The organism is Salinispora goodfellowii (assembly GCF_059570675.1).
This window is the reverse complement of record NZ_JCANTD010000006.1, coordinates 78,748-103,693: the sequence shown is the minus strand read 5'-3', so window position 1 is coordinate 103,693 and position 24,946 is coordinate 78,748. Positions and strand designations below refer to the sequence as shown.

At 69.0% G+C, this 24,946-nt stretch carries 21 protein-coding genes and 4 pseudogenes; 10 read left to right on the top strand and 15 right to left on the bottom strand.

All coding sequences use genetic code 11. The features are described 5' to 3' along the window. Positions 1-36: 36 nt before the first annotated feature. Genes T398_RS09185 through T398_RS09170 form a run of 4 tightly spaced genes read right to left on the bottom strand, consistent with a single transcriptional unit; the run spans position 37 to position 4,867 of the window. A complete protein-coding gene (locus T398_RS09185; RefSeq protein ID WP_496445905.1) occupies positions 37-1,224 on the bottom strand; it encodes a lipid-transfer protein in 1,188 nt (395 codons plus the stop codon). Then, positions 1,221-1,610, bottom strand: a complete 390-nt coding sequence (locus T398_RS09180) for a hotdog family protein (protein ID WP_496446025.1) — start codon at positions 1,608-1,610, stop codon at positions 1,221-1,223. Before T398_RS09180 ends, T398_RS09185 begins: the two co-directional genes overlap by 4 nt. Next, entirely contained in the window at positions 1,607-2,575 is a 969-nt protein-coding gene (locus tag T398_RS09175) for a bifunctional MaoC family dehydratase N-terminal/OB-fold nucleic acid binding domain-containing protein (RefSeq protein WP_496445904.1), read from the bottom strand. Before T398_RS09175 ends, T398_RS09180 begins: the two co-directional genes overlap by 4 nt. A 42-nt stretch (positions 2,576-2,617) precedes the next feature. Further along, positions 2,618-4,867: an acyl-CoA dehydrogenase family protein gene (locus T398_RS09170; protein WP_496445903.1), complete on the bottom strand. Its 2,250-nt coding sequence runs from the start codon at positions 4,865-4,867 to the stop codon at positions 2,618-2,620. Positions 4,868-5,013: 146 nt separating this feature from the next. On the opposite strand from T398_RS09170, the gene kstR reads away from it, so the two are divergent. Together kstR and T398_RS09160 are read left to right on the top strand one after the other, a co-directional pair. Further along, on the top strand, positions 5,014-5,634 hold the full coding sequence (gene kstR, locus T398_RS09165) for a cholesterol catabolism transcriptional regulator KstR (RefSeq protein ID WP_496445902.1): 621 nt from the start codon (positions 5,014-5,016) through the stop codon (positions 5,632-5,634). 304 nt (positions 5,635-5,938) lie between these two features. Next, complete coding sequence (locus T398_RS09160) at positions 5,939-6,679, top strand: hypothetical protein (protein WP_496445901.1); 741 nt, start codon at positions 5,939-5,941, stop codon at positions 6,677-6,679. A 48-nt stretch (positions 6,680-6,727) separates the two neighbouring features. Here the strand turns inward: T398_RS09160 and T398_RS09155 are convergent, their stop codons facing one another. After that, positions 6,728-7,411 (bottom strand): PaaI family thioesterase, encoded by a 684-nt coding sequence (locus tag T398_RS09155; RefSeq protein WP_496446024.1) that lies wholly within the window; start codon positions 7,409-7,411, stop codon positions 6,728-6,730. A gap of 280 nt (positions 7,412-7,691) precedes the next feature. Between T398_RS09155 and kstD the strand changes: the two genes are divergently transcribed. The 5 genes from kstD (at position 7,692) to T398_RS09130 (ending at position 12,413) form a co-directional block, all read left to right on the top strand. Continuing rightward, positions 7,692-9,341, top strand: a complete 1,650-nt coding sequence (gene kstD / locus T398_RS09150) for a 3-oxosteroid 1-dehydrogenase (RefSeq protein ID WP_496445900.1) — start codon at positions 7,692-7,694, stop codon at positions 9,339-9,341. A 146-nt stretch (positions 9,342-9,487) separates the two neighbouring features. Further along, a complete protein-coding gene (locus tag T398_RS09145; protein WP_496445899.1) occupies positions 9,488-10,507 on the top strand; it encodes a synaptic vesicle VAT-1 family membrane protein in 1,020 nt (339 codons plus the stop codon). Positions 10,508-10,644: 137 nt separating this feature from the next. Next, positions 10,645-11,406 carry a glucose 1-dehydrogenase gene (locus T398_RS09140; protein ID WP_496445898.1) on the top strand — a complete coding sequence of 254 codons (762 nt, stop codon included), beginning with the start codon at positions 10,645-10,647 and terminating at the stop codon, positions 11,404-11,406. A 66-nt stretch (positions 11,407-11,472) separates the two neighbouring features. Then, entirely contained in the window at positions 11,473-11,955 is a 483-nt protein-coding gene (locus T398_RS09135; protein WP_496445897.1) for a pyridoxamine 5'-phosphate oxidase family protein, read from the top strand. A 68-nt stretch (positions 11,956-12,023) separates the two neighbouring features. Continuing rightward, positions 12,024-12,413: a hypothetical protein gene (locus T398_RS09130; protein ID WP_496445896.1), complete on the top strand. Its 390-nt coding sequence runs from the start codon at positions 12,024-12,026 to the stop codon at positions 12,411-12,413. Between the two features lie 268 nt (positions 12,414-12,681). Here the strand turns inward: T398_RS09130 and T398_RS09125 are convergent, their stop codons facing one another. After that, entirely contained in the window at positions 12,682-13,437 is a 756-nt protein-coding gene (locus tag T398_RS09125; protein ID WP_496445895.1) for an SDR family oxidoreductase, read from the bottom strand. A 106-nt stretch (positions 13,438-13,543) separates the two neighbouring features. Between T398_RS09125 and T398_RS09120 the strand changes: the two genes are divergently transcribed. Further along, positions 13,544-14,416: a TIGR03619 family F420-dependent LLM class oxidoreductase gene (locus T398_RS09120; RefSeq protein ID WP_496445894.1), complete on the top strand. Its 873-nt coding sequence runs from the start codon at positions 13,544-13,546 to the stop codon at positions 14,414-14,416. Here the strand turns inward: T398_RS09120 and T398_RS09115 are convergent. Further along, positions 14,417-14,755: pseudogene (locus tag T398_RS09115) on the bottom strand (sulfotransferase family protein); the annotation flags it as partial. It lies immediately after the preceding gene. Between T398_RS09115 and T398_RS09110 the strand changes: the two are divergent. Further along, positions 14,756-15,154: pseudogene (locus T398_RS09110) on the top strand (pyridoxamine 5'-phosphate oxidase family protein); the annotation flags it as partial. Here T398_RS09110 and T398_RS09105 read toward each other — a convergent pair. The 7 genes and pseudogenes from T398_RS09105 to T398_RS09075 form a co-directional block, all read right to left on the bottom strand. Next, positions 15,129-15,236, bottom strand: a pseudogene (locus T398_RS09105) (SDR family oxidoreductase); the annotation flags it as partial. The pseudogenes T398_RS09110 and T398_RS09105 overlap by 26 nt on opposite strands. A gap of 866 nt (positions 15,237-16,102) precedes the next feature. Beyond that, positions 16,103-16,333 (bottom strand): annotated as a pseudogene (locus tag T398_RS09100) (SDR family oxidoreductase); the annotation flags it as partial. A 231-nt stretch (positions 16,334-16,564) separates the two neighbouring features. Beyond that, positions 16,565-17,689, bottom strand: a complete 1,125-nt coding sequence (locus T398_RS09095; RefSeq protein ID WP_496445893.1) for a sulfotransferase family protein — start codon at positions 17,687-17,689, stop codon at positions 16,565-16,567. 14 nt (positions 17,690-17,703) lie between these two features. After that, a complete protein-coding gene (locus T398_RS09090) occupies positions 17,704-18,480 on the bottom strand; it encodes an SDR family oxidoreductase (protein ID WP_496445892.1) in 777 nt (258 codons plus the stop codon). A gap of 3 nt (positions 18,481-18,483) precedes the next feature. Continuing rightward, on the bottom strand, positions 18,484-19,641 hold the full coding sequence (locus tag T398_RS09085; protein WP_496445891.1) for a hypothetical protein: 1,158 nt from the start codon (positions 19,639-19,641) through the stop codon (positions 18,484-18,486). A gap of 133 nt (positions 19,642-19,774) precedes the next feature. Further along, positions 19,775-20,869, bottom strand: a complete 1,095-nt coding sequence (locus tag T398_RS09080) for an NAD(P)H-dependent flavin oxidoreductase (protein ID WP_496445890.1) — start codon at positions 20,867-20,869, stop codon at positions 19,775-19,777. Next, entirely contained in the window at positions 20,859-22,478 is a 1,620-nt protein-coding gene (locus tag T398_RS09075; protein WP_496445889.1) for an acyl-CoA synthetase, read from the bottom strand. Before T398_RS09075 ends, T398_RS09080 begins: the two co-directional genes overlap by 11 nt. Before the next feature lie 63 nt (positions 22,479-22,541). Between T398_RS09075 and T398_RS09070 the strand changes: the two genes are divergently transcribed. Then, positions 22,542-23,336: a crotonase/enoyl-CoA hydratase family protein gene (locus T398_RS09070; RefSeq protein ID WP_496445888.1), complete on the top strand. Its 795-nt coding sequence runs from the start codon at positions 22,542-22,544 to the stop codon at positions 23,334-23,336. A gap of 5 nt (positions 23,337-23,341) precedes the next feature. On the opposite strand, the gene T398_RS09065 is transcribed toward T398_RS09070, so the two are convergent. After that, entirely contained in the window at positions 23,342-24,898 is a 1,557-nt protein-coding gene (locus tag T398_RS09065) for an acyl-CoA synthetase (protein WP_496445887.1), read from the bottom strand. Positions 24,899-24,946: the final 48 nt, after the last annotated feature.

Here is a 24,946-nt window from a genome sequence, read left to right as displayed (position 1 = left end):
CGTTCGGGGGCCCAACTGCGGCCGGAGCCGGAGGGCTCAGGTCCCGCCGTTGCCGAGGTCCGGAGGCCCGAGCAGCAGGCCACTGGTGGGTACGCCGGTGCCGGCGGTCACCAGCACCGGGCCAGCTCCGGCGACCTGGTTGACCGAACTTCCGCGGATCTGCCGGACCGCCTCCACGATGCCGTTCATCCCATGGATGTATGCCTCGCCGAGCTGTCCGCCGTGCGGGTTGACCGGGAGCCGACCGCCCAGTTCGATCGCGCCGTCAGCGATGAAGTGTCGTGCCTCGCCCGGCGGGCAGAACCCCAACTCCTCCAACTGCATCAGGACGTACGGGGTGAAGTGGTCATACAGCACCGCGACCCGTACCTCGTCGGGGCCGAGACCGGACTGCTCCCAGAGTTGCCGCCCGACCACGCCAAGCTCCGGTAGCCCGGTCAGGTTGTCGCGGTAGTAGCTGGTCATGATGTACTGGTCCGCTCCGCTGCCCTGCGCGGCAGCGGTAATCACCGCGGGGGTCTGCCGCAGATCGGCGGCCTGCTCGACGCCGGCCACCACCACGGCGACCGCTCCATCGCTCTCCTGGCAGCAGTCCAGGAGCCGAAGCGGCTCGGCGATCCACCGGGATGCCTGGTGGTCGGCGAGGGTGATCGGTCGTTCGAAGAACCAGGCTCGCGGGTTGGTCGCGGCATGCCGGCGAGCAGCCACCGCCACCCGGCCGAAGTCCTCCCCGGTGGCTCCGAAGACGTGCTGGTAGCGCCGGGCGACCATGGCCACGGTGGCGGCCGGGGTGCCCAACCCCATCGGGTAGTGCCAGCCATTGTCGACGCCGGAGCTGGTCGGTGCGCTCGAGACGTCCCGAGACACCCGGCCGAAGCGGCGGCCGGAGCGCTCGTTGAGCGCGCGGTAACAGACCACCACCCGCGCCATCCCGGCGCTGATCGCCAAGGCCGCCTGCTGCACCGTGGCACAGGCGGCACCGCCGCCGTAGCCGACCTGGCTGAAAAAGCGTAGCTCCCCGGCACCGATCTCCCGGGCCAGGGCGACCTCGGCGGTGCTGTCCATGGAGAAGGTCACCAGACCGTCGACATCGGCCGGCGCCAGCCCGGCGTCGGCGAGTGCGGCACGGACCGCCTCCACCGCCAGCCGGAGCTCGCTGCGGCCGGAGTCCTTGGAGAACTCCGTCTCACCGACCCCGACGATCGCCGCTCTTCCCGAGATCACGGAAGCCTCCCGACCTCAACCTGCCCGGTGACGTGATCGCCCCCGGCAACCCGCCCCACCACGGCCACCACATACCCGGTGGACGACACCTGCGTCACCTGACCGGTCAGGACGAGCGTGTCGTACGCGTAGCAGGGCGCCCCGAGCCGGATAGCGATGCGGTGCACCATCGCTGTCGCTCCCACCCAGTCGGTCACGTACCGCTGCACCAGTCCGGTAGTGGTCAGAATGTTGAGGAAGATGTCCTTCGAGCCCCGCCGAACAGCCTGGTCCCGATCGTGGTGCACATCCTGGAAGTCCCGGGTGGCCACTGCGGTGCTGACCACGAAGGTCGGGGTGACCGGGATCCGCAGTTCCGGCAGGACGACGCCGACCGCCACGCTCATGGCAGCAGCCGCCATGCCGGCAGGGTCAGCTCGGCGTCCACCGGTACGAAGTCGACCTGGACCGCGGCGCCGATCCGCACCTGTGCCGGGTCTGCGCCGAGCAACTCGCCCACCATCCGTACCCCTTCGGTCAGCTCCACCAACGCGACCACGATCGGCAACCGCCGCCCCGGCACCGGCGGGTGCCGGTGCACCACGAAACTGAAGACCTCACCCGTACCGCGGGCGACCAGGTGGTCCTGGCGGTCGGCCCCGCACTGTCGGCAGACCGGCCCCGGCGGATGTCGCAGCTGACCACAACCGTCGCACCGCTGAATGCGCAGCTCGCCGGCGGCGGTGCCGGCCCAGAAGAAGGCGGTGTCCCGGGTGACGACCGGCCGGAGCACGTCAGCCGCCGTCGGAGCCGGAGCCGGCTCGGACACGGCCGCCGGGGCCCGCTCGGACGTCGCCACCGGAGCCGGCTCGGACGCCGGAGCGGCCGCGGTGGAGCCCGGCGGCCGGAACTTGAGCACCCGGAAGGTCATCGACGCCACGGCCTCCGCACCGACGTACCAGGTGCTGTCGGTGGTGACAAACCAGCCCTCGCCGAGCGCCGTGCGTTTTGGTCCGCTCACATCTACCAGCCGGCTGCGCACCTCAACCCGTTCGCCGTCGCGCAGATACCGGTGGTACGTCTGCTCGCAGTTCGTCGCCACCACCGAGGTGAACCCGGCCTGATCGAGTACGGCGGAGATGGCCGAGAGCGGATCGGTGGGATCCGCGGCCGGATGCAGGCCGCGCATCGTCCACACCTGCGTCATTGCTGGTGGTGCCAGACCCTCCTGCTCGTAGCGGGGATTGCGGTCGCCGATCGCCTCCAGCCAGTTCCGGATCATCGGTAGATTGACCGGATCGCGGGCCGGCCGGGCCGGCCCCGCGCCGGCAGCCCGGATCCGCTCCACGGCGGCGTTGATAGTGCCCTCCATCGGTTCCCTCCCTCGTCCCCCGTTGACTGGCCTGATCCACAGTCAGCCCGCGGTTGCCCGGGGCAGGCCGAGAACCCGTTCGGCCACCAGGGAGAGCAGGATCTGGGTGGTTCCGCCGGCGATACTGAGGCATCGGGTGAGGAGGAAGTGGTGGACCGGCTCCACACCCGCGCCGTCGGCCGCCGCACCGTCCGGACCGCAGAGCGTCAGCGCGGTCTCGGCCACCGCCTGTCGATGGCTGACCCCGATCAACTTGGCCACCGCCGACTCTGGCCCACCGCCACCTGCACCGAGCTGCCGTAGCGTGGCCCGGCACTCCACCAGGGATACAGCGAGACCGTCCGCGATGTGGCCACCCAGGCGTTCCCGCATCCCCGGCTCGCTGGCGACTCCACCCGCCCCCACCATCCGGACCAGCCGATCGACGTCGGCACCGAATCCGGGGCCGCGCCCCATGGCGACCCGCTCGTAGGAGAGCGTCGCCCGGGCCAGCCGCCAGCCCTGTCCTGGTTCGCCCACCACACCCTCGTCGGGAACGAAGACGTCGTCCAGGAAGACCTCGTTGAAGACCGACCGCCCGGTGATCTCGCGCAGCGGGCGAATCTCGATGCCGGTGCTGCGCATGTCTACCAGGAAGTAGGTCAGACCACGATGCTTGCTCGCCGTGGGATCTGTGCGGGCCAGGCAGATCGCCCAGTCCGCCTCGGCCGCCAGCGACGTCCAGACCTTCTGGCCGGACAACCGCCAACCGCCCGGCACCCGGTTCGCCCGGGTGCGCAGTGAGGCCAGGTCCGAACCGGCCTCCGGCTCGCTGAAGAGCTGACACCAGGTGAGCTCGCCACGCAGGGACGGGCCGGCGAACCGATCCCGCTGGGCGGCACTGCCGTAGCGCAGAATCGTGGGGACGGCCCAGCCGGCGATCGCCAGGTCCGGACGGGTGATGCCAGCCTGGTCCAGCTCCTCGTCGATGAGGAGTTGCCGGGCAGGCGCGGCATCGAGCCCGTACGGCGCGGGCCAGTGTGGCGTGAGGTATCCCACGGCCGCCAACCGGGCCCGGCGCTCGGCCTCGGGAAGCTGCGCGATCGCCCGGAGCTGGGCTCGTACCGCCAACCGGTCCGCGGAGTCGACGTCCCGCTCCGCTCCGGACGACGATGGTGTCGCTTCCGTTGCGGCCCGGTACTCGTCGCCAACCGCCCACACCTGCCGACGCGCCCCGGCCAACGTCAACTCCGCGCAGCGCTGCCGCCATCGGGTACCGCCGCCGAGTAGCTGCCGTAGGGCAAGTGCTCGACGTAGGTAGAGGTGGGCGTCGTGCTCCCAGGTGAACCCGATCCCGCCGAGCACCTGAATACAGTCCTTGGCGTTGTCGACGGCGGCGTCCAGAGCGATCGCGGCGGCGGTGGCGGCGGCCAGGGGAAGTTCCTCCGGCGCCTGGTCGTAGGCGCGGGCCGCGTCCCAGGCCACCGCGTTGGCCCGCTCCGCCCGGCAGAGCATCCCGGCGCAGAGGTGCCCGACCGCCTGGAACGACCCGATCGCCTGATCGAACTGACGCCGCACCTTGGCATGCTCGGTGGCGGTGCGCAGGCACCAGGAGGCCACCGCTGCCGCCTCCACCGCAGCCAGCAGCGCCGCGCAGTCGCGGAGCCGGTCCGGCCCGGGTGTGGGCAGGAGCCGATCGGGCTCGACGAGCACTTCCGCCAACCGCACGTCGGCCAGGGGCCGGGAGAAGTCCACCGGCGTACGTGCGGTGAGGTGAACCCCTTCATGCTCCGAATCGAGCACGAACGACAACGTTCCGGTTTCGGTGCCAGCGGTCAACATCAGGTGGGTGGTGCTCCCCGCACCGAGTACGGCGTTGACCTGCCCGGCCACCCGGTAGGCTCCCCCGGCTACCGGCACGGCCGTCAATGCTCCTGGAGTGAACGCCACCCCGACCGAGATCTTGCCGGCCGCGAGGTCCGGCAGCAGGCTTTTCGCGACGGGTGTCGGCCCGGTGGACGCGAGGGTCAGCGCTGCGAGCAGGGTGGGCATGACCGGGCCGGGGACCAGGGCGACGGTGAGCTGTTCCAGCACGGCGGCCAGCTCGCCGGCCCGGCCACCGTCACCACCGAGTTGCTCCGGCACGGCCAGAGCGAAGCAGCCAAGGCCGGCGAGGCCGGCCCAGTGCCGGTCGGCCGCGGCGGGCGGGCCGTTCTCCAGCGCGCGTACGGTGGCGAGGACATTGGCACCGGCAGCCCACTGCCGGATCGCGTCCTGGAGCGCCAACTGGTCGGTAGTCATCGCGATCGGCATCGACCCTCCCCCACTCCAAACACCTCACGACAGTAGAACACGTTCTACTAACTACCGCCAGCCGTACCGAGCGCACGGTGCCCGCCGTTGCTAGACTTGGGATGGCATGGCCGCTGCCAATTTCGACCAAGATCACGGAAGGCAAGATGGTGGCGTCGAGAACACATACCAAAAGCCCGGGCGCGGGCAGCCTGACCGACACCGAGCAGGGGTCGGCGGCGCAGCGAGAACGCCGACGGCGCATCCTGGACGCCACCCTCATCCTGGCCTCCAGGGGTGGATACGATGCGGTGCAGATGCGCACCGTCGCCGAACACGCCAACGTCGCCCTCGGCACGTTGTACCGCTACTTCCCCTCCAAAATCCACCTATTGGTTTCCGCCCTGGCCAGGGAGTTCGAGCGGACGCAGGATCGACTCCGTCGCACCGCCATTCCAGGCGAGACGGCACACGAGCGGACCGCGTTCGTCCTCGGCCGGGTCACCCGCGCCATGCAGCGCGACCCTATGCTCACCGAAGCGATGACCCGGGCGTTCATGTTCGCCGACCCGACCGCCGCCACCGAGGTCAACGCCGTCGCCCGACTCATGGAAGACATGTTCATCCTGGCCATGCAGGACGGCCAGCCATCGGCGGACGACCGAGCCAAGGCCCGCGTCATCGGCGATGTCTGGCTCTCCAGCCTGGTCGCCTGGGTCACCCGGCGCGCCTCGGCCAACGACGTGCACGAGCACCTCGAACTCGCTGCCCGCCTGTTGCTGCGCTGACGGATAGGGCGGCATAGCCGGGTAGCCCGTCGCCACCGGGCCGCGAACGACACCGACCCCGGTCCACCGGGATGAAAGGGTCCGGTTCCCGGCATTCGACAGATACTCACCTTAGGTGGTGGCGCAGTCACTCAGCTTGTCCTACGGTGCTGGGGCGAAGGTCGGCGGCACACCAAGGGCTCCGGGGCGCCGGGCGGGCTGAGGTCTCCGCTGGCGGGCCTGCCGCGTCGGGTCCGCTGACCGGAAGCCGGCCCAGCGTTGCCGATGCAGGGTATCCGCCGGGAAGGACAGGAGAGCATCCACGATGACCTACCAGCACGACCGGGACCTGCATCTCACCCACAGCCCAGAGCGGGGCTACTGGCACTTCATGCTCTACATCGAACCACCGGCGTACACCGGCGGCGCCATCAACGCCGGCCGGCAGCTTGATACCTACGCCAGCCGATACGCGGCCGAGTGGCGGGACCGACTCACACCCTGCGCTCCAGACGCCCTGCACGTCACCCTCGTCGCCCCGGATGAGGCGCCCCAACTCTGGCATCCCTGCGTCTATGACGACCCCGACTCTCCCTCCGCGGTCGCCGGTGACGGCTGCCTCTGCTGGCGCGCCTTCCGTGATCCGATCACCTGGCTGCCCGTCGCCGTGCACCACTATCGGACAGTCACCGGCAACCACGAGCACTGGGACCATCACACCTACGCTCCCCTCGCGCTTCCCGACGGGGAGCAGCTGACCGCCCTGATCATCGACCGCGAGGCCGACATGGTCTGGGCCCGCACCGACCGCGGCACCCTGCACATCCTGCCCGAGAAGCAGACCGCCGGCTACAGCACCGGCTACCCGGGCAGTGGGCCGGCCGAACTTGCCAGGATGATCGAGAAGATCGTCGCCTCCGACGGCTACGACGTGACCCCGGGCACGCCAAACCAACAACCAGCCGAGACCGTATTCGGCTGGGCCAGCAGCCACGCTGCCGCCCACACACAGGAGCTCACCCTCCAGCAACTCATGCTCCTCTGCCGCACCGGCGTCGTGGCATAGTCAGGCTCCGAGGCCGCCTCCGCCAGCAGCTCCGCGGGCCACGGCAGCTCAGTCGTACTCGACGGAGGGATTGCCGGCCTCCCAGTACGGTGCCGTGCCGAAGAGCCGCCAGGACTGTTCCGGTCGGGGCGCGACGAACACCCCGGTCGCCTCGACCAAGAGGTCGTCGGGGCGGGCAGCGGTCGCGATGCCGCCGTGGGCGGTGGTCTTCCGGCCGTTCACGGCGGTAACCCGGGCCGTCAGGTGCAGCGGCGTACGCAACGGGATGGGTGCCCGATACCGGGTGTCCAGCCGGACGGTCATCCCCGCGTTGCCGGTGGCACTCGCCACATAGCCGAGTAGCTGGTCCAGCAGTTGGGCACTGACTCCGCCATGGGCGTACCGGGGCGGCCCCTCGAAGGCCGGCCCAAGGGTGCACGCGCCGACCGCGACCCCGTCAACCAGGTCGATGCGCAGTGGCGGGGCCAGGGCACTGCCGACGCCGGTCACCGGGTTGTACATCCGGACTCCACCCAACAGGTCGTCAGCGCTCGGTATCCGCGTCACCTCCCGCTCACGCGTGGCCAACGGTCGAGCCGCTCGGCGCAGGTCGGCGGTGACCTGACGGAGTTGCTCTGCCGGAATCTCCGTGGTGACCGCCTGCTCGACCAGGTCGCGTAAGGCATCTCCCAACTCTGCTATCGCGTCCCGCCGGTCCAGCAGGGAGGGACTGGCGTCCCGCTGCTCCTGCATGGGGTGGTGGCTGCGCCAACGCTCGTAGTTCAATCTACTCATCGTCACCGTCGTGCACCTCGTTCTCGACCGGTTAACGGCCATCATGACACCGTTCCCGGTGCCGGCTCGGTCGCGTCCCCGTCGCTCGCGGCGGTCCGGGCCGGGCAGCACCGCGATCGACGGTTGACGCAGAGCAAGATCAATACATTGATTGAAGTATGTGCATGCGATACCTCCCGGCCCCGATCTAAATACAGTAACGTGTTCTACCATCTGTTTCCGCTGGGCTGGGGGTCCGATGACGACCGTGGTCGAGTACGACGTAGTGGTGGTGGGTGCCGGCGCGGCCGGCATGGTGGGTGCGCTTACCGCGGCGAAACGCGGCCTGCAGACCGTTGTGGTGGAGAAAGCCGATGTCTACGGCGGCACTACCGCCCGCTCCGGGGCGGGAATCTGGATACCCAACAACGAGGTGCTCCTCGATGCCGGAGTGCCGGATACTCCGACCAAGGCCGCCGAGTACCTGGCCGCGGTCGTCGGGGACGAGGTCCCCGCCGCACGCCTGCAGGCGTACCTGTCGGCCGGGCCAGCCATGATCTCCTTCCTGTTGGAGCACACACCGCTGCGGTTCGCCTGGATGGAGGGCTACCCCGACTACTACCCCGAACTACCCGGTGGCCTGGCCGGTGGTCGGTCGATCGAGCCGCAACCGCTCGACGCCAATGTCCTCGGCGCCGAGTACGCCGCCCTGAACGCGCCCTACATGGCCATTCCGCCCGGCACGGTGGTCGTGGACGTCGACTACAAGTGGCTGGCCCTCATCGCCCGCCACCCGCGCGGGCTGACGACGGCCACCGAGATTGTCCAGCGCTACCTGGCGGCATGGGCCAGGGGAGAAAAGCCGATCACCATGGGCCAGGCGCTCGCGGGCGGGCTGCGCGCCGGCCTGCTCGCCGCCGACGTACCGGTCTGGCTGAACACCCCCCTGACCGAGTTGGTCGTCAGCGAGGGGCGAGTCACCGGGGTACGGGTGGTCCGGGACGGCGAGGAGGTCCTCCTCACCGCCCGGCGCGGAGTCATCGTCGGGGCCGGCGGCTTCGAGCACAACGAGGCGATGCGCAAGCAGTACCAGGAAGCTCCCACCGGCACTGACTGGACCGTCGGCGCCTCATCGAACACCGGGGACGGCATCCGGGCCAGCGCCGAGGCCGGCGCCGCGCTGGACCTCATGGACAGCGCCTGGTGGGGGCCGATGATCCCGTTGCCGACCGGCCCCTACTTCTGCCTCTCCGAACGCACGCTGCCGGGAAACATCTTCGTCAACCCGGCCGGCGAGCGGTTCGTCAACGAGGCCGCCCCCTACGGCGACGTGGTCCGCACCATGTACGCGCAGGACGCCTTCCCGGCCTGGATGATCACGGATCAGCGGTACCGCAACCGCTACCTGTTCCGTGACCTCCCACCGCTACTGCCCTATCCGAAGGACTGGTATGACTCCGGCGCCCTGGTCCGGGACTGGACCATCAAGGGCCTGGCCGACAAGATCGGCGTCCCCTCGGCGACCCTGAGCGCCACCGTCAACCGCTTCAACACCCTCGCAAAGGCCGGTCGCGACACCGATTTCCATCGGGGCGACAGTAGCTACGACCACTACTACGCCGACCCCACCAACAAACCGAACCCCTGCCTGGCCGCGCTGGTGCTGCCACCGTTCTACGCGATGCGGATCGTCCCCGGCGACCTCGGCACCAACGGCGGTATCCGAACCGACGAGCGGGGCCGGGCGTTGCGGGAGGACGGCACGGTCATTCCCGGTCTCTACGCCGCCGGCAACGCGAGCGCGGCCGTCATGGGAAAGGGTTACGCCGGAGCAGGGTCGACGCTCGGTCCAGCGATGACCTTCGGCTACCTGGCCGCATTGGACATCGCCGAGGCGTCCCGCGACTGACGGCAGCCGTCTCGGGCCCACCAGCACCCCCTACGCTGACCTTCGGCGGTCACCGCCTCGCCCGGGTAGCCCAGGTGGCCAACACCCGGGCGAGCGGATGGCCGCCGGCGGAGTAGTCGGCGTAAACGTTGGAGGTCGAGGAACCGATGCGCGCTGTCTGGATCACCAAGCCGGGTGGGCCCGAGGTCCTTGCGGTACGGGAAACCCCCGATCCGCAACCGGGTCGCGGTGAGGTGCGAATCGCGGTCCGCGCCTGCGGGCTGAACTTCGCCGAGGTCATGGCCCGGCAGGGGCTGTATCCGGACGCTCCGAAGCCACCGTCCGTGGTGGGGTACGAGGTGGCCGGGGTCGTGGACGCCGTTGACGCCGAGGTCACCGACCTCGAGGTGGGGCAGCGGGTGCTGGCCCTGGTGCGCTTCGGCGGCCACGCCGACACGGTTTGCGTGCCCGCGGCGCGGGTGCTCCCGATGCCCGACGGCCTCGACTTCATCGAGGGAGCCGCGATCCCGGTCAACTACCTCACCGCCTACCACATGCTCTTTCGGGTGGCGAACCTTCGCCCCGAGGCCCGCGTCCTGGTACACATGGCCGCAGGCGGGGTCGGCACCGCGGTGCTGCAGCTGTGTCGCACCGTACCGGGAGTGGTCACCTTCGGTACCGCCTCGGCGGCCAAGCACGCCGTGCTCCGCGAGGAGGGCTGCATCCATCCCATCGACTACCGCACCGAGGACTACGTCGCCCGGGTACGGGAGCTCACCGGCGGCGAGGGCCTCGACCTGGTGCTGGACTCCCTGGGCGGTCGCGACTGGAAGCGCGGGATGAGCCTGCTCCGGCCGGTTGGGCAGCTCATCGCGTATGGCTTCGCCAACCTGTCCACCGGTGAGCGACGCAGCTTTCGCCGGCTCGTCGGTCAGCTCACCGGCGTGCCGTTGCTGACGCCGTACGGGATGATGGACCGCAACCACACGGTCAGTGGCGTCAATCTGGGGCACCTGTGGGAGCGCACCGACCTGCTGCGTGAGGAGCTGACCGCGCTGCTGGACCTGTGGCGCGAGGGTGCGATCAAGCCCCGGATCGACCAGGTGTTTCCGTTCGAGGAGGCCGCGGCGGCGCACCGCCGGATCGGCGAGCGTCGCAACATCGGCAAGGTGGTCCTCGTCCCCTGACGAGTCCTCGGGAGGTCAGGCGACAACGCGATCGTCCACGGCCGCCGCGGGCTGCAGCCCGCGGCGGCCGCTTTTGTTGCGGCGTTGGTGACTCGTCGATGCTATGCTCCCAAGCAAGCGCTTGGCAGGAGGGGCTGATGGGGCGGCTGGACGGCAAGGTGGCGCTCATTACCGGCGGCGCGCGCGGCATGGGCAAGGCACATGCCCGGCAGTTCGTCGCCGAGGGTGCCCGGGTGGTCATCGGCGACGTCCTCGACGACCGCGGCACGGCCCTCGCCGACAGCCTCGGTGATGATCGTTGCCGCTACGTGCACCACGACGTCACCAGCGAAGACGAGTGGGCTGCCGCGGTCGCCACCACGCTGGCGGCGTTCGACCGAATCGACGTTCTGGTCAACAACGCCGGCGTCTTCCGGCACGCGGCGATCGCCACGATGGACCCAGCCGAGTTCCGCCACGTGATCGACGTCAACCTCACCGGCTGTTGGCTCGGCATCCACACCGTGGCGCCGACAATGACGGGGGCCGGCGGTGGATCGATTGTGAACGTGTCGTCGATCGAGGGCTTCGTCGGCGCGGCCGGCCTCTCGGCCTACAGCGCCAGCAAGTTCGGGATCCGCGGCATCACCAGGTCTGCGGCCCAGGAGCTCGGGTCGGCCGGCATCCGGGTCAACTCGGTCCACCCCGGCGGCGTGCTGACCCCGATGGCGCTGGCCGCCGCCGAGACCATGCCCGCCAGCGACCCGGGCGCCTTCCTCACCTCGCTGCCGATCGCCCGACTCGCCGAGCCGGTGGAGATCTCGCGACTGGTGGCGTTCCTCGCCTCCGACGAATCGTCATACACCACGGGTGCCGAGTTCGTGGCCGACGGCGGGCTACTGTCCGGACCGGGGTACTGAGATGACCTCGCTGGATCGAGCGACGGCCGCACCCGGCCCGGGTAGCGACGCGGAGGGCGAGGAGTCGTGAACCAGCGCACCACGGTGGCGATGCCACCCGCGGACGTCGAGGAACACCTGGCCCAGGGTCGAAAGCTCCAACTCGCGACGGTCAACCGGGACGGCACACCGCACCTGGTCAGCATGTTCTACGCGATGCACGGCGGACGCATCGCCTTCTGGACCTACCGCGTTTCACAGAAGGCCCGGAACCTGGCCCGCGACCCACGGGTGACCTGCCTGGTGGAGACGGGCGAGGGCTACTTCGAGCTGCGCGGCGTTCAGGTGACCGGCGAGGTCACCCGGATCGACGATCTGGCGGGAGTCACCGCGGTCGGCCGCCTGATCGCCGCGCGGATGCCCAGCCCGCTGGCGGCAGGTGATCTGCCGCCTGGTGAGGTAGCCGTGGCGCTCGACCATTATGTCGAATACGCGGCGGTCAAGCGGGCTGCCTATCTGGTGGAGCCACGGCGGGTGGTCAGCTGGGACCACCGCCGGTTGCGGACCTAAAATCCACCCGTGCTACGGTCAGGAAATCACCCCATATCGGGGATTTTCTTCCAACCGTGGAGGTTTCGTTGCGTAAATTGATTGGGCTGGCAGCATTGACGCTGACCGCCGCATTCAGCACGCTGTCAATGGCCAGCCCAGCATCCGCCACCACCTTGACGGAGAAGCAGGACTGCACCAACTCTGTCAACAAAATTCAAATCTGCCACACTCAGTCCGCCGGTCAGATCTACTTTAACATCAGCCACGACGAAGCCTTTGGCGATACGCTGAAAGTAGACGTATGGAGTAACCTTCAAGGGGACTTCGATAGCCGCGAGGTAACGATCGAACCCCCTTCCGTGGGCCTGTTTCTCAACTATACATGCAACACCAACGGTGAATACTTTACGGTAAAAACATCCAGGAACGGAGCCTCGGCCGCCGAGGTAGCGGTTAATTGCTCTCCGTCCAACTGAGCCCTCACAAAGGATTTTGGTGACGGCAGATCGGTAACATGAAGCGCCCTTCGAAATGGACTGATGGGGACTTGTCAAAGCCGCCGCATTCCACCCTCGGAGGGCACTTCTCGATCTTTCCTCCTTGGACTACAGGCGCCACAACAGCCATAGCTGTCCAGGTCTAAGCGCCGCATTGCCAACTACGGCACCCCGCATGAGACCGGGATGGAGTTGATGGTCCGGAGGGTGTCAGACCAGAAGTCACCGTCGCCGACCAAACCCCGGATCACCCTTCTTGATCAGTAGCAGGGCCGCGCAGGTCCCGGAGATAGCCCGGCCACTCACCACCACCGTGCACCGCCACCGCCGCCCCGGTCACATAGGAGGCCAGCGGGGAGGCCAACAGCAGACAGACGCCGGCCACCTCGGCCGGCATCGCGGGTCGCCCCAGGGGAACCGTGCGCGCCACCGCTACCGGGTCCAACTGGAGGCCCCCGTCGCCGGCCACCGGACCGGGGACGACACTGTTCACCCGCACCGCCGGCGCCCACTCGGCGGCCAGGCTCGTCGCCAGGTGATGTAGTCCGGCCTTGGCGGCGCCGTATGCGGCGGAACCGGGTGATGGACGCGTGCCGCTGACACTCCCCACCATGATGATGACCCCGCCGCCGGGCTGCTGTTGCATGACCGTGTTGGCCGCCTGCGCAACATGCAACGGAGCAACCAGGTTGAGCTCCACAATCTTGGCGTGCAGCCGGGGTGAGGCGCTGGCCGCCACCGCCGAGGGCGCCCCACCGGCGTTGTTCACCACCACGTCGAGGCGACCGAACCGGTCAACCGCCGCCGCCACCAGGGCGGCCGCCTGCGCGGGGTCACGGACGTCAGCCGGCACGAAGTCGGGCACCACCGAGGACGGTGGGGTCCGGCCACAGACCAGAACCCGGGCACCCGCCGCGAGGAAGGCCGCGGCGATCGCGGCACCGATCCCCCGCGTCCCCCCAGTGACGACCACACCACGACCGGTGAAATCGAGAGGATCCATCGATTGATGTTAACCGTCTGACGTTCACCGGTCGACCCCGAAACCAGCCCAACCAGGCCCATCCAGGGCCCTGCCACAACCAAGTAGAACACGTTACAGTTCATAGATGAAGTTCAGCCTCGGGATCGCACTCAGTCCGCTCGACCAACTCACCGACCTGGCGCAAACCGCCGAGGAGTGCGGCTTCTCGGCCATCGCCCTCCCCGACTCGCTCTTCTACTCCGAAGAGGTCAGCGCCAAGTACCCGTACACGCCGGACGGCAGCCGGTTCTGGGACGCGCAGACGCCTTGGGCCGACCCGCTGGTGACCGCTGCCGCGCTCGGCGCCGCCACCACCCGGATCCGGTTCTACACCCAGGTGCTCAAACTCGGTCCCCGTAACCCGGTCCTGTTGGCGCGGCAGGTCGGGTCGGTGGCGAACCTGACCGGTAACCGGTTCGGGCTCGGCGTCGGGCTGGGCTGGTCGCCGGAGGAGTCACTCTGGTGCGGCTCGCCGTTCGCCGCCCGGGGCGCGCGGGGCGACGAGGCGATTGAGGTGCTGCGGCTGATCCTGGGCGGTGGGATGGTGGAGCACCACGGCAAACACTTCGACTTCGGCCGGCTACAGATGAGCCCGGCCCCGACCGCGCAGGTCCCGATCTACGTGGGCGGCCACAGCGATGCGGCGTTGCGCCGCGCGGCCCGACTGGGCGACGGCTGGTCCTCCGCCATGATGCGCTTCGACGAGCTGCGCGCGACGATCGACCGGCTTGCCCGGCTACGCGTCGAGTATGACCGGGCCGACCAGCCGTTCGAGATCCAGGCGGTCTGCGTCGACCGATTCGGCCTGGCGGGCTTCCAGCAACAGGCCGAGGCCGGCGTGACCGACGCGATCGTGATGCCCTGGCGCTTCTACGGCGTCGGCTTCGACGGCGACCTCGCCGCCAAGCGGGACGGCATCCGCCGCTTCGCCGACGAGGTGATCCACAAAATCCACTAGCTAGGCGAAGGCAGCGTCCACCGCAGCCGGGGTCAGTCCGAAATCGGCCAGGTGATAGCGGTGCGCGGGACGCTCTCGCCGCTGGTGCAGCGAGAGCATCGCGGAGCGCCCGGCAGCGGTCAACCGGACCCCCAACCGGTCGTAGATCGTCTCCACCACCCGGATCGGGTCGGCCACGAAGTCGTCGTAGTAGACGTCAATGAAGTGCGCCGGGTCGTGTCGCTCGCGGTCGGCCATGAACCGCCGCAGCCCACGCGACCAGAGCTGCGCCTGCGCCCCACCGAGCACCTCCCCGCGGAACAACTCCGACCAGCCCTCGCACGCCTGCGCGTTGCGGCTGCGATACACGGCGGGCGCATCGCCTGCTGGACCTACCGCGCCTCACAGAAGGCCCGGAACCTCGCCCGCGACCCACGGGTGACCTGCCTGGTGGAGGAGGGCGACGACTACTTCGACCTGCGCGGCGTGCGGGTGACCGGCGAGGTCACCCGGATCGACGATCTGGCGTGGGTGACCGCTGTCGGCCGCCTGGTCGCGGCGCGGATGCCCAGCCCGCTGCCGGTGGACGACCTGCCACCCGGTGAACTGGCCGCGACGCTCGACGGCTACGTCACGCACGCGGCGGCCAAGCGGACGGCCTATCTGGTCGAGCCGCGACGAGTGGTCAGCTGGGACCACCGCGGACACGCACCAGGACTGACCCCCGCAGTGGTCCCGGCGACGGACGGGTGCCGCTGACACTCCCGACCATGATGATGCCACCGCCACCGGGCTGTTCTCGCATGATCGTGTTGGCCGCCTGCGGAACACACAACGGGGCATGGCGACCCGAATCTCTCCACAACAGACACTTCAGTCCACAGTGCTTGATGTGGTATGTTTCGGAGAGATCCACATAGGAGTGGATTCCCGCCGACAACGGAGGCCCTCGTTGCGTAAACTAATCGGACTGGCAGCACTGACGCTGACCACCGCGCTGGGCGCGCTGTCGATGCCCAGCCCAGCGTCCGCACTCAACACACCGTCAACACCCAGCCCAGCGCCCGCCACCGCCCCACTGGAGGACTGGAAATGCACTGACTCGTTCCCCCCCACATACCTTACACTTTGCTATATGCACCATGATTCGATCCCCGAACATTACACCTTCTTTGCCGGGCGCGATGGTTTAGCTGATCCGATTTCGGTAACAATGGTAATCTATACCGATATTCAGGGTACGATTGTTAATGAAACATATACCGTCACGCCCGCCCTACCGCCCAAAATATTTGGGGCCATATGCGGTGTCGCTCACAATTCCGTTAGGGCAGGTATCCTGCATGAAGATTTCCTTGTGGCGAATGTGACGCTCCCTTGCACCCAAAACCCCCTCCCAACCGGCGACACTACAACCCGGCCATCTCAACCCCTTCACGAAAACTCTATGTGACGGCGAATTGAGAACGTGGAAACGCCCTCCCGGGCTGGACTAAATGGACTTTACCAAAGTCTCCACCCCCCACCCTCGGAGGGCGTTATTCTCGTCCCCTTTCCTCCTTGGACTACAGGCACCACAACAGCCATAGCTGGCCAGATCGAATTACCGCGTTACCAATTACGACGCCCCCGATGCGAGATGCGGATGGAGTTGGCAGCCCTGCGGGTTGCCGCGCCAGAAGTCACTGTCGCCGACCAAACCCCGGATCACCCTTCTTGATCAGCGGCAGGGCCGCGCAGGTCCCGGAGATAGCCCGGCCACTCACCACCGCCGTGCACTGCCACCGCCGCCCCGGTCACATAGGAGGCCAGCGGAGAGGCCAACAGCAGACAGACACCGGCGGCCTCGGCCGGCGTCGCGGGTCGCCCCAGGGGTACGGCGCGCGCCATCGCCGCCGGGTCCAACTGGAGGCCCGCGTCGCCGGCCACCGGGCCGGGGGAACGCCGCGGCGATCGCGACACCGACGCCTCGCGTCCCCCCGGCGACGACCACAGCACGACCGGTGAAATCAAGGGGCTTCATCGACCGATGTTAACCCGCAAACAATCGACTGGTCGACCCGAGATACGCTGTCCCGCGCCGACCCGACCCTTCCCGGGGAAGGGTAGAACACGTTACAGTTCGTAGAATAAATTCAGCCTCGGTATCGCGCTCAGTCCGCTCAACCACTAAGCGAAGGCAGCATCCACCGCAGCCGGGGTCAGCCCGAAATCGGCCAGGTGATAGCGGTGCGCGGGACGCTCTCGCCGCTGGTGCAGCGAGAGCATCGCGGAGCGCCCGGCAGCGGTCAACCGGACCCCCAACCGGTCGTAGATCGTCTCCACCACCCGGATCGGGTCGGCCACGAAGTCGTCGTAGTAGACGTCAATGAAGTGCGCCGGATCGTGTCGCTCGCGGTCGGCCATGAACCGCCGCAGCCCACGCGACCAGAGCTGCGCCTGCGCCCCACCGAGCACCTCCCCGCGGAACAACTCCGACCAGCCCTCGCACGCCTGCGCGTTGAGGCTGCAGACCGAGGCGACCACCTCCCGCGGCGCGCGATGAGTCTGGATCACCACGGCGTCGGGGTAGACGGCGAGCAGCGCGTCGAGGGCGAACAGGTGGCTCGGGTTCTTCAGCACCCAGCGGCGATCTGGGTCGTGCAGGCCGATGAGCTGGAGGTTGCGCCGGTGCCGCCGATAGGCAGCGGTCCAGTCCTGCGCACTCAACCACCGCGAGTAGCTCGGCAGGTAGGCCAGGCACTCGAAGGAGACCGACAGCATGGACTGCCGCAGCAACCGCCAGCACTCCTCCACCTGGTCGGCCGCGGTGTAGTGCGCACCCCGCAGGCTCGGGTTGGTCTCGTGGTACTGCTCGTAGCCGGCCTGCAGGCTGGCGTAGCCGGGATTCGACTCCCAGGTGTCGCGCGGTGGGCGGGGTTGGGGGGCCTCGGTCAGCCACAGCTCGAGCCCCTGGTGTGCGGGGTCGGCGGTGAGCAACCGATGCAGCGCGGTGGTCCCGGTGCGGGGCAGGCCGGTCACGAAGACCGGACGGGTGACCGGAACCTCGGCGTACTCCGGGAACTGCCGCCACGCGGCCTCGCTGAGGAGCCGGGACACCAAGGCCGCGCGGAGAAACGCCCGGGAGACCTTGCTACCGGTGGGCGTCAGGGCCGCCTCGTTCCGGTACGCGGCGAGCAGCTCGCCCATCCCCTCGCGGTAGTCGTCGTCGCCGAAGTCGTCGAGCCCGGTGAGCCGGGTCGCCGAGGCGTGGAGGTCCTCGATCGTGCCGACGTCCGTACGGGTGCTACTCATGCTCGCTCCCGGGGTCAGTGATGGAACTCGCCACAGTTGACATCAAGGCACTGGCCGGTGATGCCCCGAGCCAGGCCGGAGCCGAGGAACAGCACGGCGTCGGCGACCTCGTCCGGCACCGGCAGCCGGCGCAGGTCGGTGGTGGCAGCGACCTCGTCGTAGAGCTGCTGGGGCGGCACGCCCCGCTGGTTCGCCTGGTAGTCGAACCAGAGGCGCAGGCTGTCGGCCCAGATCCAGCCGGGTGCCACCGAGTTGACCCGCACGCCCTTCGGCCCGAGCTCACTGGCGAGATTCTGCGCGGCGGCGAGGAGCGCGGCCTTGGCCAGCTTGTAGGGGCCGAACGCCCGCCGGGAGTGGCGCAGCACGGCAGAATTGATCATGACCACGGCGCCGCCGGACTCCACCAACGCGGGCGTCAGCAGCCGAGTCAGGCGCAGCGCCGCCAGCACGTTGACCTCGAAGCTCGACCGCAGGTCGGCCAACTCGACCTTCCCGAGACCGCGCATCGGCGGCATCTCGAAGGCGTTACTGACCAACACGTCAACGCGGCCGAACTCGGCAAGGGCGGCCCGCACGAGCGCGGCGCTCGACTCACCGTCGGTGAGGTCGGTGGGCACCGTCAGGGCCCGCTGACCCGCCGCCCGTACCTTGCCGGCGACCTCGGTGAGGAAGGACTCGGTGCGGGCGGCGAGCACCACGTCGGCGCCGGCCTGCGCGGCACGCACCGCGATGGCCTGGCCCAGCCCGGGACCGACCCCGGCCACCACAACGATCTTCTCCGCGAGCAACACGACTCAACCCAGCATCCGGGCCGCGGTCGCGGCCTGCCGGGCGGCGATGCGTTCCTGCCACGCCGCCTGCCCGATCGGCTCGTAGTACGGCACCTGCTTGGGTAGGGCGTCCACCGCGACCACCTCCACCTGCGGCCCGTCCGCGGCGGTCAACGCGTGCGAGAGCCGCTGCCAACGCAGCTGCACGTAGCCCCGATCGTGGCCGGTGCACTCCAGCCAGTTTGCCACCCCCGGGTCGCGTTCGCTGATCACGTATCGGATCATGCCGTCCGGATCGATCCGGGCCTGGGGCACGGTGAGGCTCGTCTGGTGGTTGCTGTAGTCCAGCGAGATGTACCACATGCTGCCCAGCTGGATGCCCTGGTAGGGCGCGTCGGAGACCGGCACGGTGATCACCATGGCCTGGTCCTCGGCGAGTTGGTAGTGCCCCACCGAGGAGTATTGGGTCGCCAGCCCGCCGGGGGTGAGCCGGGGCGGGGTCAGGGTGTTCACCGGCAGGTTCAGGTAGAACCGCTCGGCGAACGCGAGGAAGGTATGAATCCGACCGGTGAGGATCTTGCCGGCCACCGCGTAGCGTTTGGCCAGGGTCTCCTCGGTGAGCGACGGTGGTGTCCCGCCGATGGTATCGGGGCGGTGAATGCGCAGCATCCCGGGGCGTTCGGCCGCCCAGTCGCTGAACACCTCGCGCACCACGAGCATGGCCGAGCCGGGGGCGAGTGGGAACGCGTTCGGGCCGGAGAGCCCCGGCCCGAACCGAATCTCGAAGGTGCCGTCGGCAGCGATTTCGATCTCACGGTCATCGAAGGCGGTGAGGCTGCCCGGGACGTTGACCGGGGAGTAGGAACCGTCGAGGATCTGGAAGCTCAGGTCGGCGGTGCTGCCCCGACGGCCGGTCACCACGTACTCCGCGTCGTCGTGGAGCCACGCGTGAAAGTAGAGGGTGTCCGGATTGTCGAGGCCCATCTTCGTGTACGGGCCGGTGGAGCGGATGAAGTAGGGGAATTCGCGGTCGTAGGACCAGGCCATCTGGATCGAGCTCCGGATGCCACCAGCCAGGTAGTCGTAGCCCTCGAGCAGGTCCTGTTGGCCGCGGACGTGGGCCGCCTCGGTGATGACCCGCTCGGCTTCCGCGATGGCGTGGGAAAACGGCTGAGTAAGCACGAGACCAATAATAGAACGCGTTCTACTTTGTGGTCAATATGGTGCCGAAAACGGAACGTCCTCGGCACCACACGATGCAGTTTCCACGACCACTTGGCCATCCCTGCCTGCCCAAGCCCACAGGGACCAACCCCTAGCGCAGCCCTCCGAGGTGGACCAACCTCTCCTCCGCCTCGGCGACCAGATCCGCCAACACGTCGGCGGCGGGGCGCACCTCATTCATCCGACCCACGATCTGCCCCACCGGCATCGGAACGACAGTCGGGTCATCAGATTCCATCAGCCGGCTGTGCGCCGACGCCACCAGCAGGTTCTGGAGTGGCATCGGCAGCGGTCGAGGCGCCCCCTCGTCGCTCCATGCCTCGGTCCACCGATTGCGCAGCAGCCGGGCTGGCTTGCCGGTGTAGATCCGGCTGCGGACCGTGTCCGCCGACCCGGCCTGGAGCAGCGCCGTACGCAGCGCTGAGCTGCTCTGGTATTCGGCCGTGCCGAGCCAGACCGAGCCCATCCAGACACCACGCGCGCCGAGCGCGAGCGCCGCCGCGATCTGACGGCCACTCCCGATGCCCCCGGCGGCCAACACCGGCACCTGCTCGCCGACCGCGTCCACCACCTCCGGCACCAGCACCATGCTGGCGATCTCACCGGTGTGGCCGCCGGCCTCGTACCCCTGCGCGACCACCAGATCGACCCCGCTCGCCACATGCGCACGGGCATGGTCGGCCCGGCCGGCCAACGCGGCCACCAGCACCCCGCGCGCGTGGGCCTGGGCGATCACGTCGGACGGCGGCGAACCGAGAGCGTTGGCGATCAGTCCGACCGGGTGCGTCAACGCCACCTCGACGTGACTGCGGGCCACCGAGTGCAGCCAACCGAGCACCCCGGCCTGGTCCTCGCCGTTGCCGCGAAGCGGCGGCACGCCAAGGCGCAGCAGGGTTCGCTCCACAAAGTCGCGATGCCCCGCCGGAATCAGCTCGTCCAGATCAGCCGCAGCGCCCTCGGCCGGCTCGGTGCTGGGCATCACCACGTCCACGCCGTACGGCCGGCCTTCGGTCTCCTCGTCGAGCCAGGTGAGGACCGCGTCGAGCTCCTCCGGGTCGTTGAATCGCACGCAGCCCAACACGCCCAGCCCGCCGGCCCGGCTGATCGCCGCGACCACCTGCTCGGAAGGGCTGAAGCCGACGATCGGATGCGCGATGCCGAGCCGGTCACACAGCTCAGTCCGCATGGCTGACCTCCGCGGCCGGGTGTTGTTCCGCATGCCGCTGCGCCCACTTGTAGTCAGCCTTGCCGCTGATCGTGCGGGAGATCTCGGCCACCAGCCAGATCGACCGCGGCACCTTGTAGCCGGCGATCCGCTCCCGTAGGTGCGTTCGCACCGCCGCCAGGTCGAGCGTGCCGCCGGCCCGGGGCTGGATCACCGCCGCCACCCGCTGCCCGAGCCGCTCGTCGGGCACCCCGACGACCAGTGCGTCGAAGATGTCGGGGTGCGTCTTCAACGCCCCCTCAACCTCCTCCGGGAAGACCTTCTCACCGCCGGTGTTGACACAGGTGCTACCCCGACCGAGCAACGTGAGGGTGCCGTCGACCTCAAGCCGGGCGAGGTCACCGGGGAGCGCGTACCGCACACCGTCCACCTCGATCAGCAGGGCGGCGGTCTTGACCGGGTCCTTGTAGTAGCCGAGGGGGAGGAAACCGCTCTTCGCCAGCCGTCCCTCCCCGCCCGGCGGCACCGGCCGCCCGTCCGGGCCGAGCACCACCGTGTTCGGCCCGGGTGTGACCCGCGGGTCCTGCACCGCGCCACCGGGCACCTCGGCGACCACTCCCAGCCCGATGAAACCGGTCTCCGACGCCCCGATCGCGTCGGTGACCAGCACGTCGGGCAGCAGCTCCAGGTACTGCCGCTTGACCCCCGGGGAGAAGAGAGCACCACTGGACGAGACCGCAGCCACCGATGAGCCGTCGTAGCCACCGGCGGCGTACGCCTCGATGATCGGACGGGCCATCGCGTCGCCGATCAGCACCAGCACGTTCACCTGGCGCCGCTCGATCGTCCGCCACACCTCCTCCGGGTCGAAGCGCGACAGCAGCACCACGGTGTCGCCGGCGAAGAGCGCGGCGAGCACCGCCCACTGCGCGTTGCCGTGAATCAGGGGGGCCATGCAGAGGCGTACCATCGCGGTCCCGAGGGCGCCGCGGGCGGACTGGGCCCACTCGTCCTCGAGCGGAATGCCGGTCATGAAGTCGACGCCACCGCCGAGGGCGCGCCACACGTCCTCCTGCCGCCAGAGCACCCCCTTCGGGTAGCCGGTGGTGCCACCGGTGTACAGCAGGTAGAGGTCGTCCGCCGAGCGCTCACCGAAATCCCGAGCCGGGTCGCCAGCGGCGAGCGCGTCCGCGTACGGCACGCCGCCGTACCCGCCGATCTCCTCCGCCGAGCCGTCGGGTAGAGCCACCACGGTGTGCGGACCGGCGGCGCCGGCCAGCACGGTAGCGACCCGGGGCGCGAAGCGGCGGTCGTGGATCAACGCCGCCAACTCCGCGTCGGCGAAGAGGAAGCGTAGCTCGCTCTCGACGTACCGGTAGTTGATGTTGACGACTGCGGCGCGCACCTTGAAGACGGCGATCATGGCCACCACGGCCTCGATCGAGTTACCAGCGTAGAGGCCGACATGGTCACCGGGGCGTACGCCGCGGTCACGTAGGAAGTGGGCCAGCCGGTTGGCGCGCTCCTCCAGCTCCGGATAGCTGATCGCCTGCTCGCCGAGGCACACGGCAGGACGGTCACCGAAGGCGTCAACCGCATGCTCAAACAGGTCTGCGATATTTGCCACCATCGCTTAAAAGTAGAACCTGTTATCGTCGCTGACAAGCCTTGAAAATCATCGAAGGAGGCGCCCGTGGAATCGGCAGCCGACCAGCCGCACGCACTCGTGGAGCAACGTGGACAAATCCTGATCGTGACGATGAACCGGCCACGGGTCCGCAACGCCCTCTCCCCCGAGATGCTCGCGATCATGCGGGACGCGTGGGACCGTGCGGACAACGACCCGGAGATCCGGGCCTGTGTGCTCACCGGGGCCGGGGGCGCCTTCTGCGCCGGTGCCGACCTCCGCGCGATGACCCAGTCCCACCCCGGTGACCGGTTCAACGGCGCTGACCTCTCCCGGATCGACGCGCTACTCAAGGGTCGCCGACTGACCAAACCGCTCATCGCCGCGGTGGAGGGGCCGGCGGTGGCGGGCGGCACCGAGATCCTCCAGGCGACGGATCTTCGCGTGGCCGGGGCGAGCGCCCGCTTCGCGGTCTCCGAGGCGTGCTGGGGCCTGTTCCCCCTCGGCGGCTCCGCCGTCCGGCTGGTGCGACAGATCCCGTACGCCGTCGCGGCGGAGCTACTGCTGACCGGACGCCAGCTGGATGCCGCCGAGGCCCGGGATGTGGGCCTGATCGGACATGTTGTGCCGGACGGGCAGGCCCTGAACAAGGCCCTCGAACTGGCCGGGATGATCGCCGCGAACGGCCCGCTGGCGGTGCAGGCGATCCTGCGCACGATCCGGGAGACCGAGGGCCTGGCCGAGAACGAGGCGTTCGCTCTGGAAGCCCCGATCGGCACGGCGGTGTTCCGCAGCACCGACGCCAAGGAGGGTCCGCGCGCCTTCATCGAGAAGCGCACCCCCCAGTTCCACGGGCGGTAGCCAGGTCAGATCGAGCGTTGCTGCGCGGCCCAGTACGGGTCGCGCAGTATTCGCTTGTAGAGCTTGCCGTTCGGATCCCGGGGCAACTCCTCGACGTAGTCCACGCTTCGGGGCAGCTTGAAGCGGGCCAACCGGCCGGTCAGGAACTCCAGCAGCTCGCCGGTCAGCTCCGGACCCGCCGTCACCCCCAGCTCCGGCTGCACCACCGCCTTGATCTCCTCACCCCACTCGTCGTGCGGGATGCCGAAGACCGCCACATCCGCCACCGCCGGATGAGCGGCGAGTTCCCCCTCGATCTCCGCCGGATAGACGTTCACGCCACCGGTAATGATCATGTCGCTCTTCCGGTCACACAGGTAGAGGTAGCCATCGTCGTCGAGGTAGCCGATGTCGCCGACGGTGAACATGCGGCCACGCCAGGACTGCCGGGTCTTCTCGGCGTCGCCGAGGTATTCGAAGGTCGTCTCACCCATCTGCAGATACACCGTCCCGGGCTCGCCGGTTGGCGCGTCGTTGCCGTCCGGGTCGAGCACCCGCACCTGCGAGCCCGGCCAGGCCTGCCCGACCGAGCCGGGCCGGGCCAGCCAGTCCTGGGCGGTAATCAGGGTGCCACCGCCCTCACTGGCGGCGTAGTACTCCACCACCACCGGCCCCCACCAGTCGAGCATCCGCCGCTTCACCTCGTGTGGACACGGCGCCGCGCCGTGGATCATCACCCGCATCGAGGACAGGTCGTACGCCGTCCGAACCTGCTCCGGCAGGGCGAGCAGGCGACGGAACTGGGTCGGCACCATGTGACTGTGGGTGACCCGGTGCCGTTCGATCAGCCGCAGCATCTCGTGCGGGTCCCACCGGTCCATCAGCACCACCGGATGGCCGAGTTGCAGCGAGATGACCGCGAAGTTCATCACCGCGGTGTGGTAGAGCGGCGAACAGCACAGGTGCACGTGGGAGTCGAAGGGTTCGAGGCCGAACAGCCCGAAGAACCATTGTGACACCGGCGGAACGGTGTCTGGGTCGGCGCCGGTCAGCGGACGACGTACGCCCTTGGGCCGGCCGGACGTTCCGGAGGTGTAGACCATCAGCGCACCGAGGGTGCGTGGCGTGGGGCGGTCGGAGGCGCCGGCGTCGGCGCCGAGGTCGGCGAGCGGCCGGAACCCGGGAACCCCACCCGCCACCGCGAAACATCCGTCGGCGGGGACGCCGGCCTCGGCGGCGGCGGCCGCGGCCACCTCGGCGAACCGGCCGTGCGCGACGAACGCGCGGGCACCGCTGTCGCGCAGAATGTAGGCGATCTCGGCGGCGGTCAGATGCCAGTTCAGCGGCACCGAGTACAGCCCCGTCTCCAGGGTGGCGAACTCGGCGGCGAGCAGGTCGGCGCTGTTGGGCAGCAGCATCGCCACGGTGTCCCCGGGTGCCAGCCCGAGCGCCTGGAGGCCGCGCCCGATTCGATCGGCCTCGGCGGCCAACTCGCCATATGTGACGACCCGACCATCCGGGTCAACGACGGCGATCCCATCTGGATCCTGACTCGCGATGTTCCACAACCCGATGCCAGTCATGGACCAGACTCTATAACGTGTTCCACTTCCTGAACAACGGGACAAGGA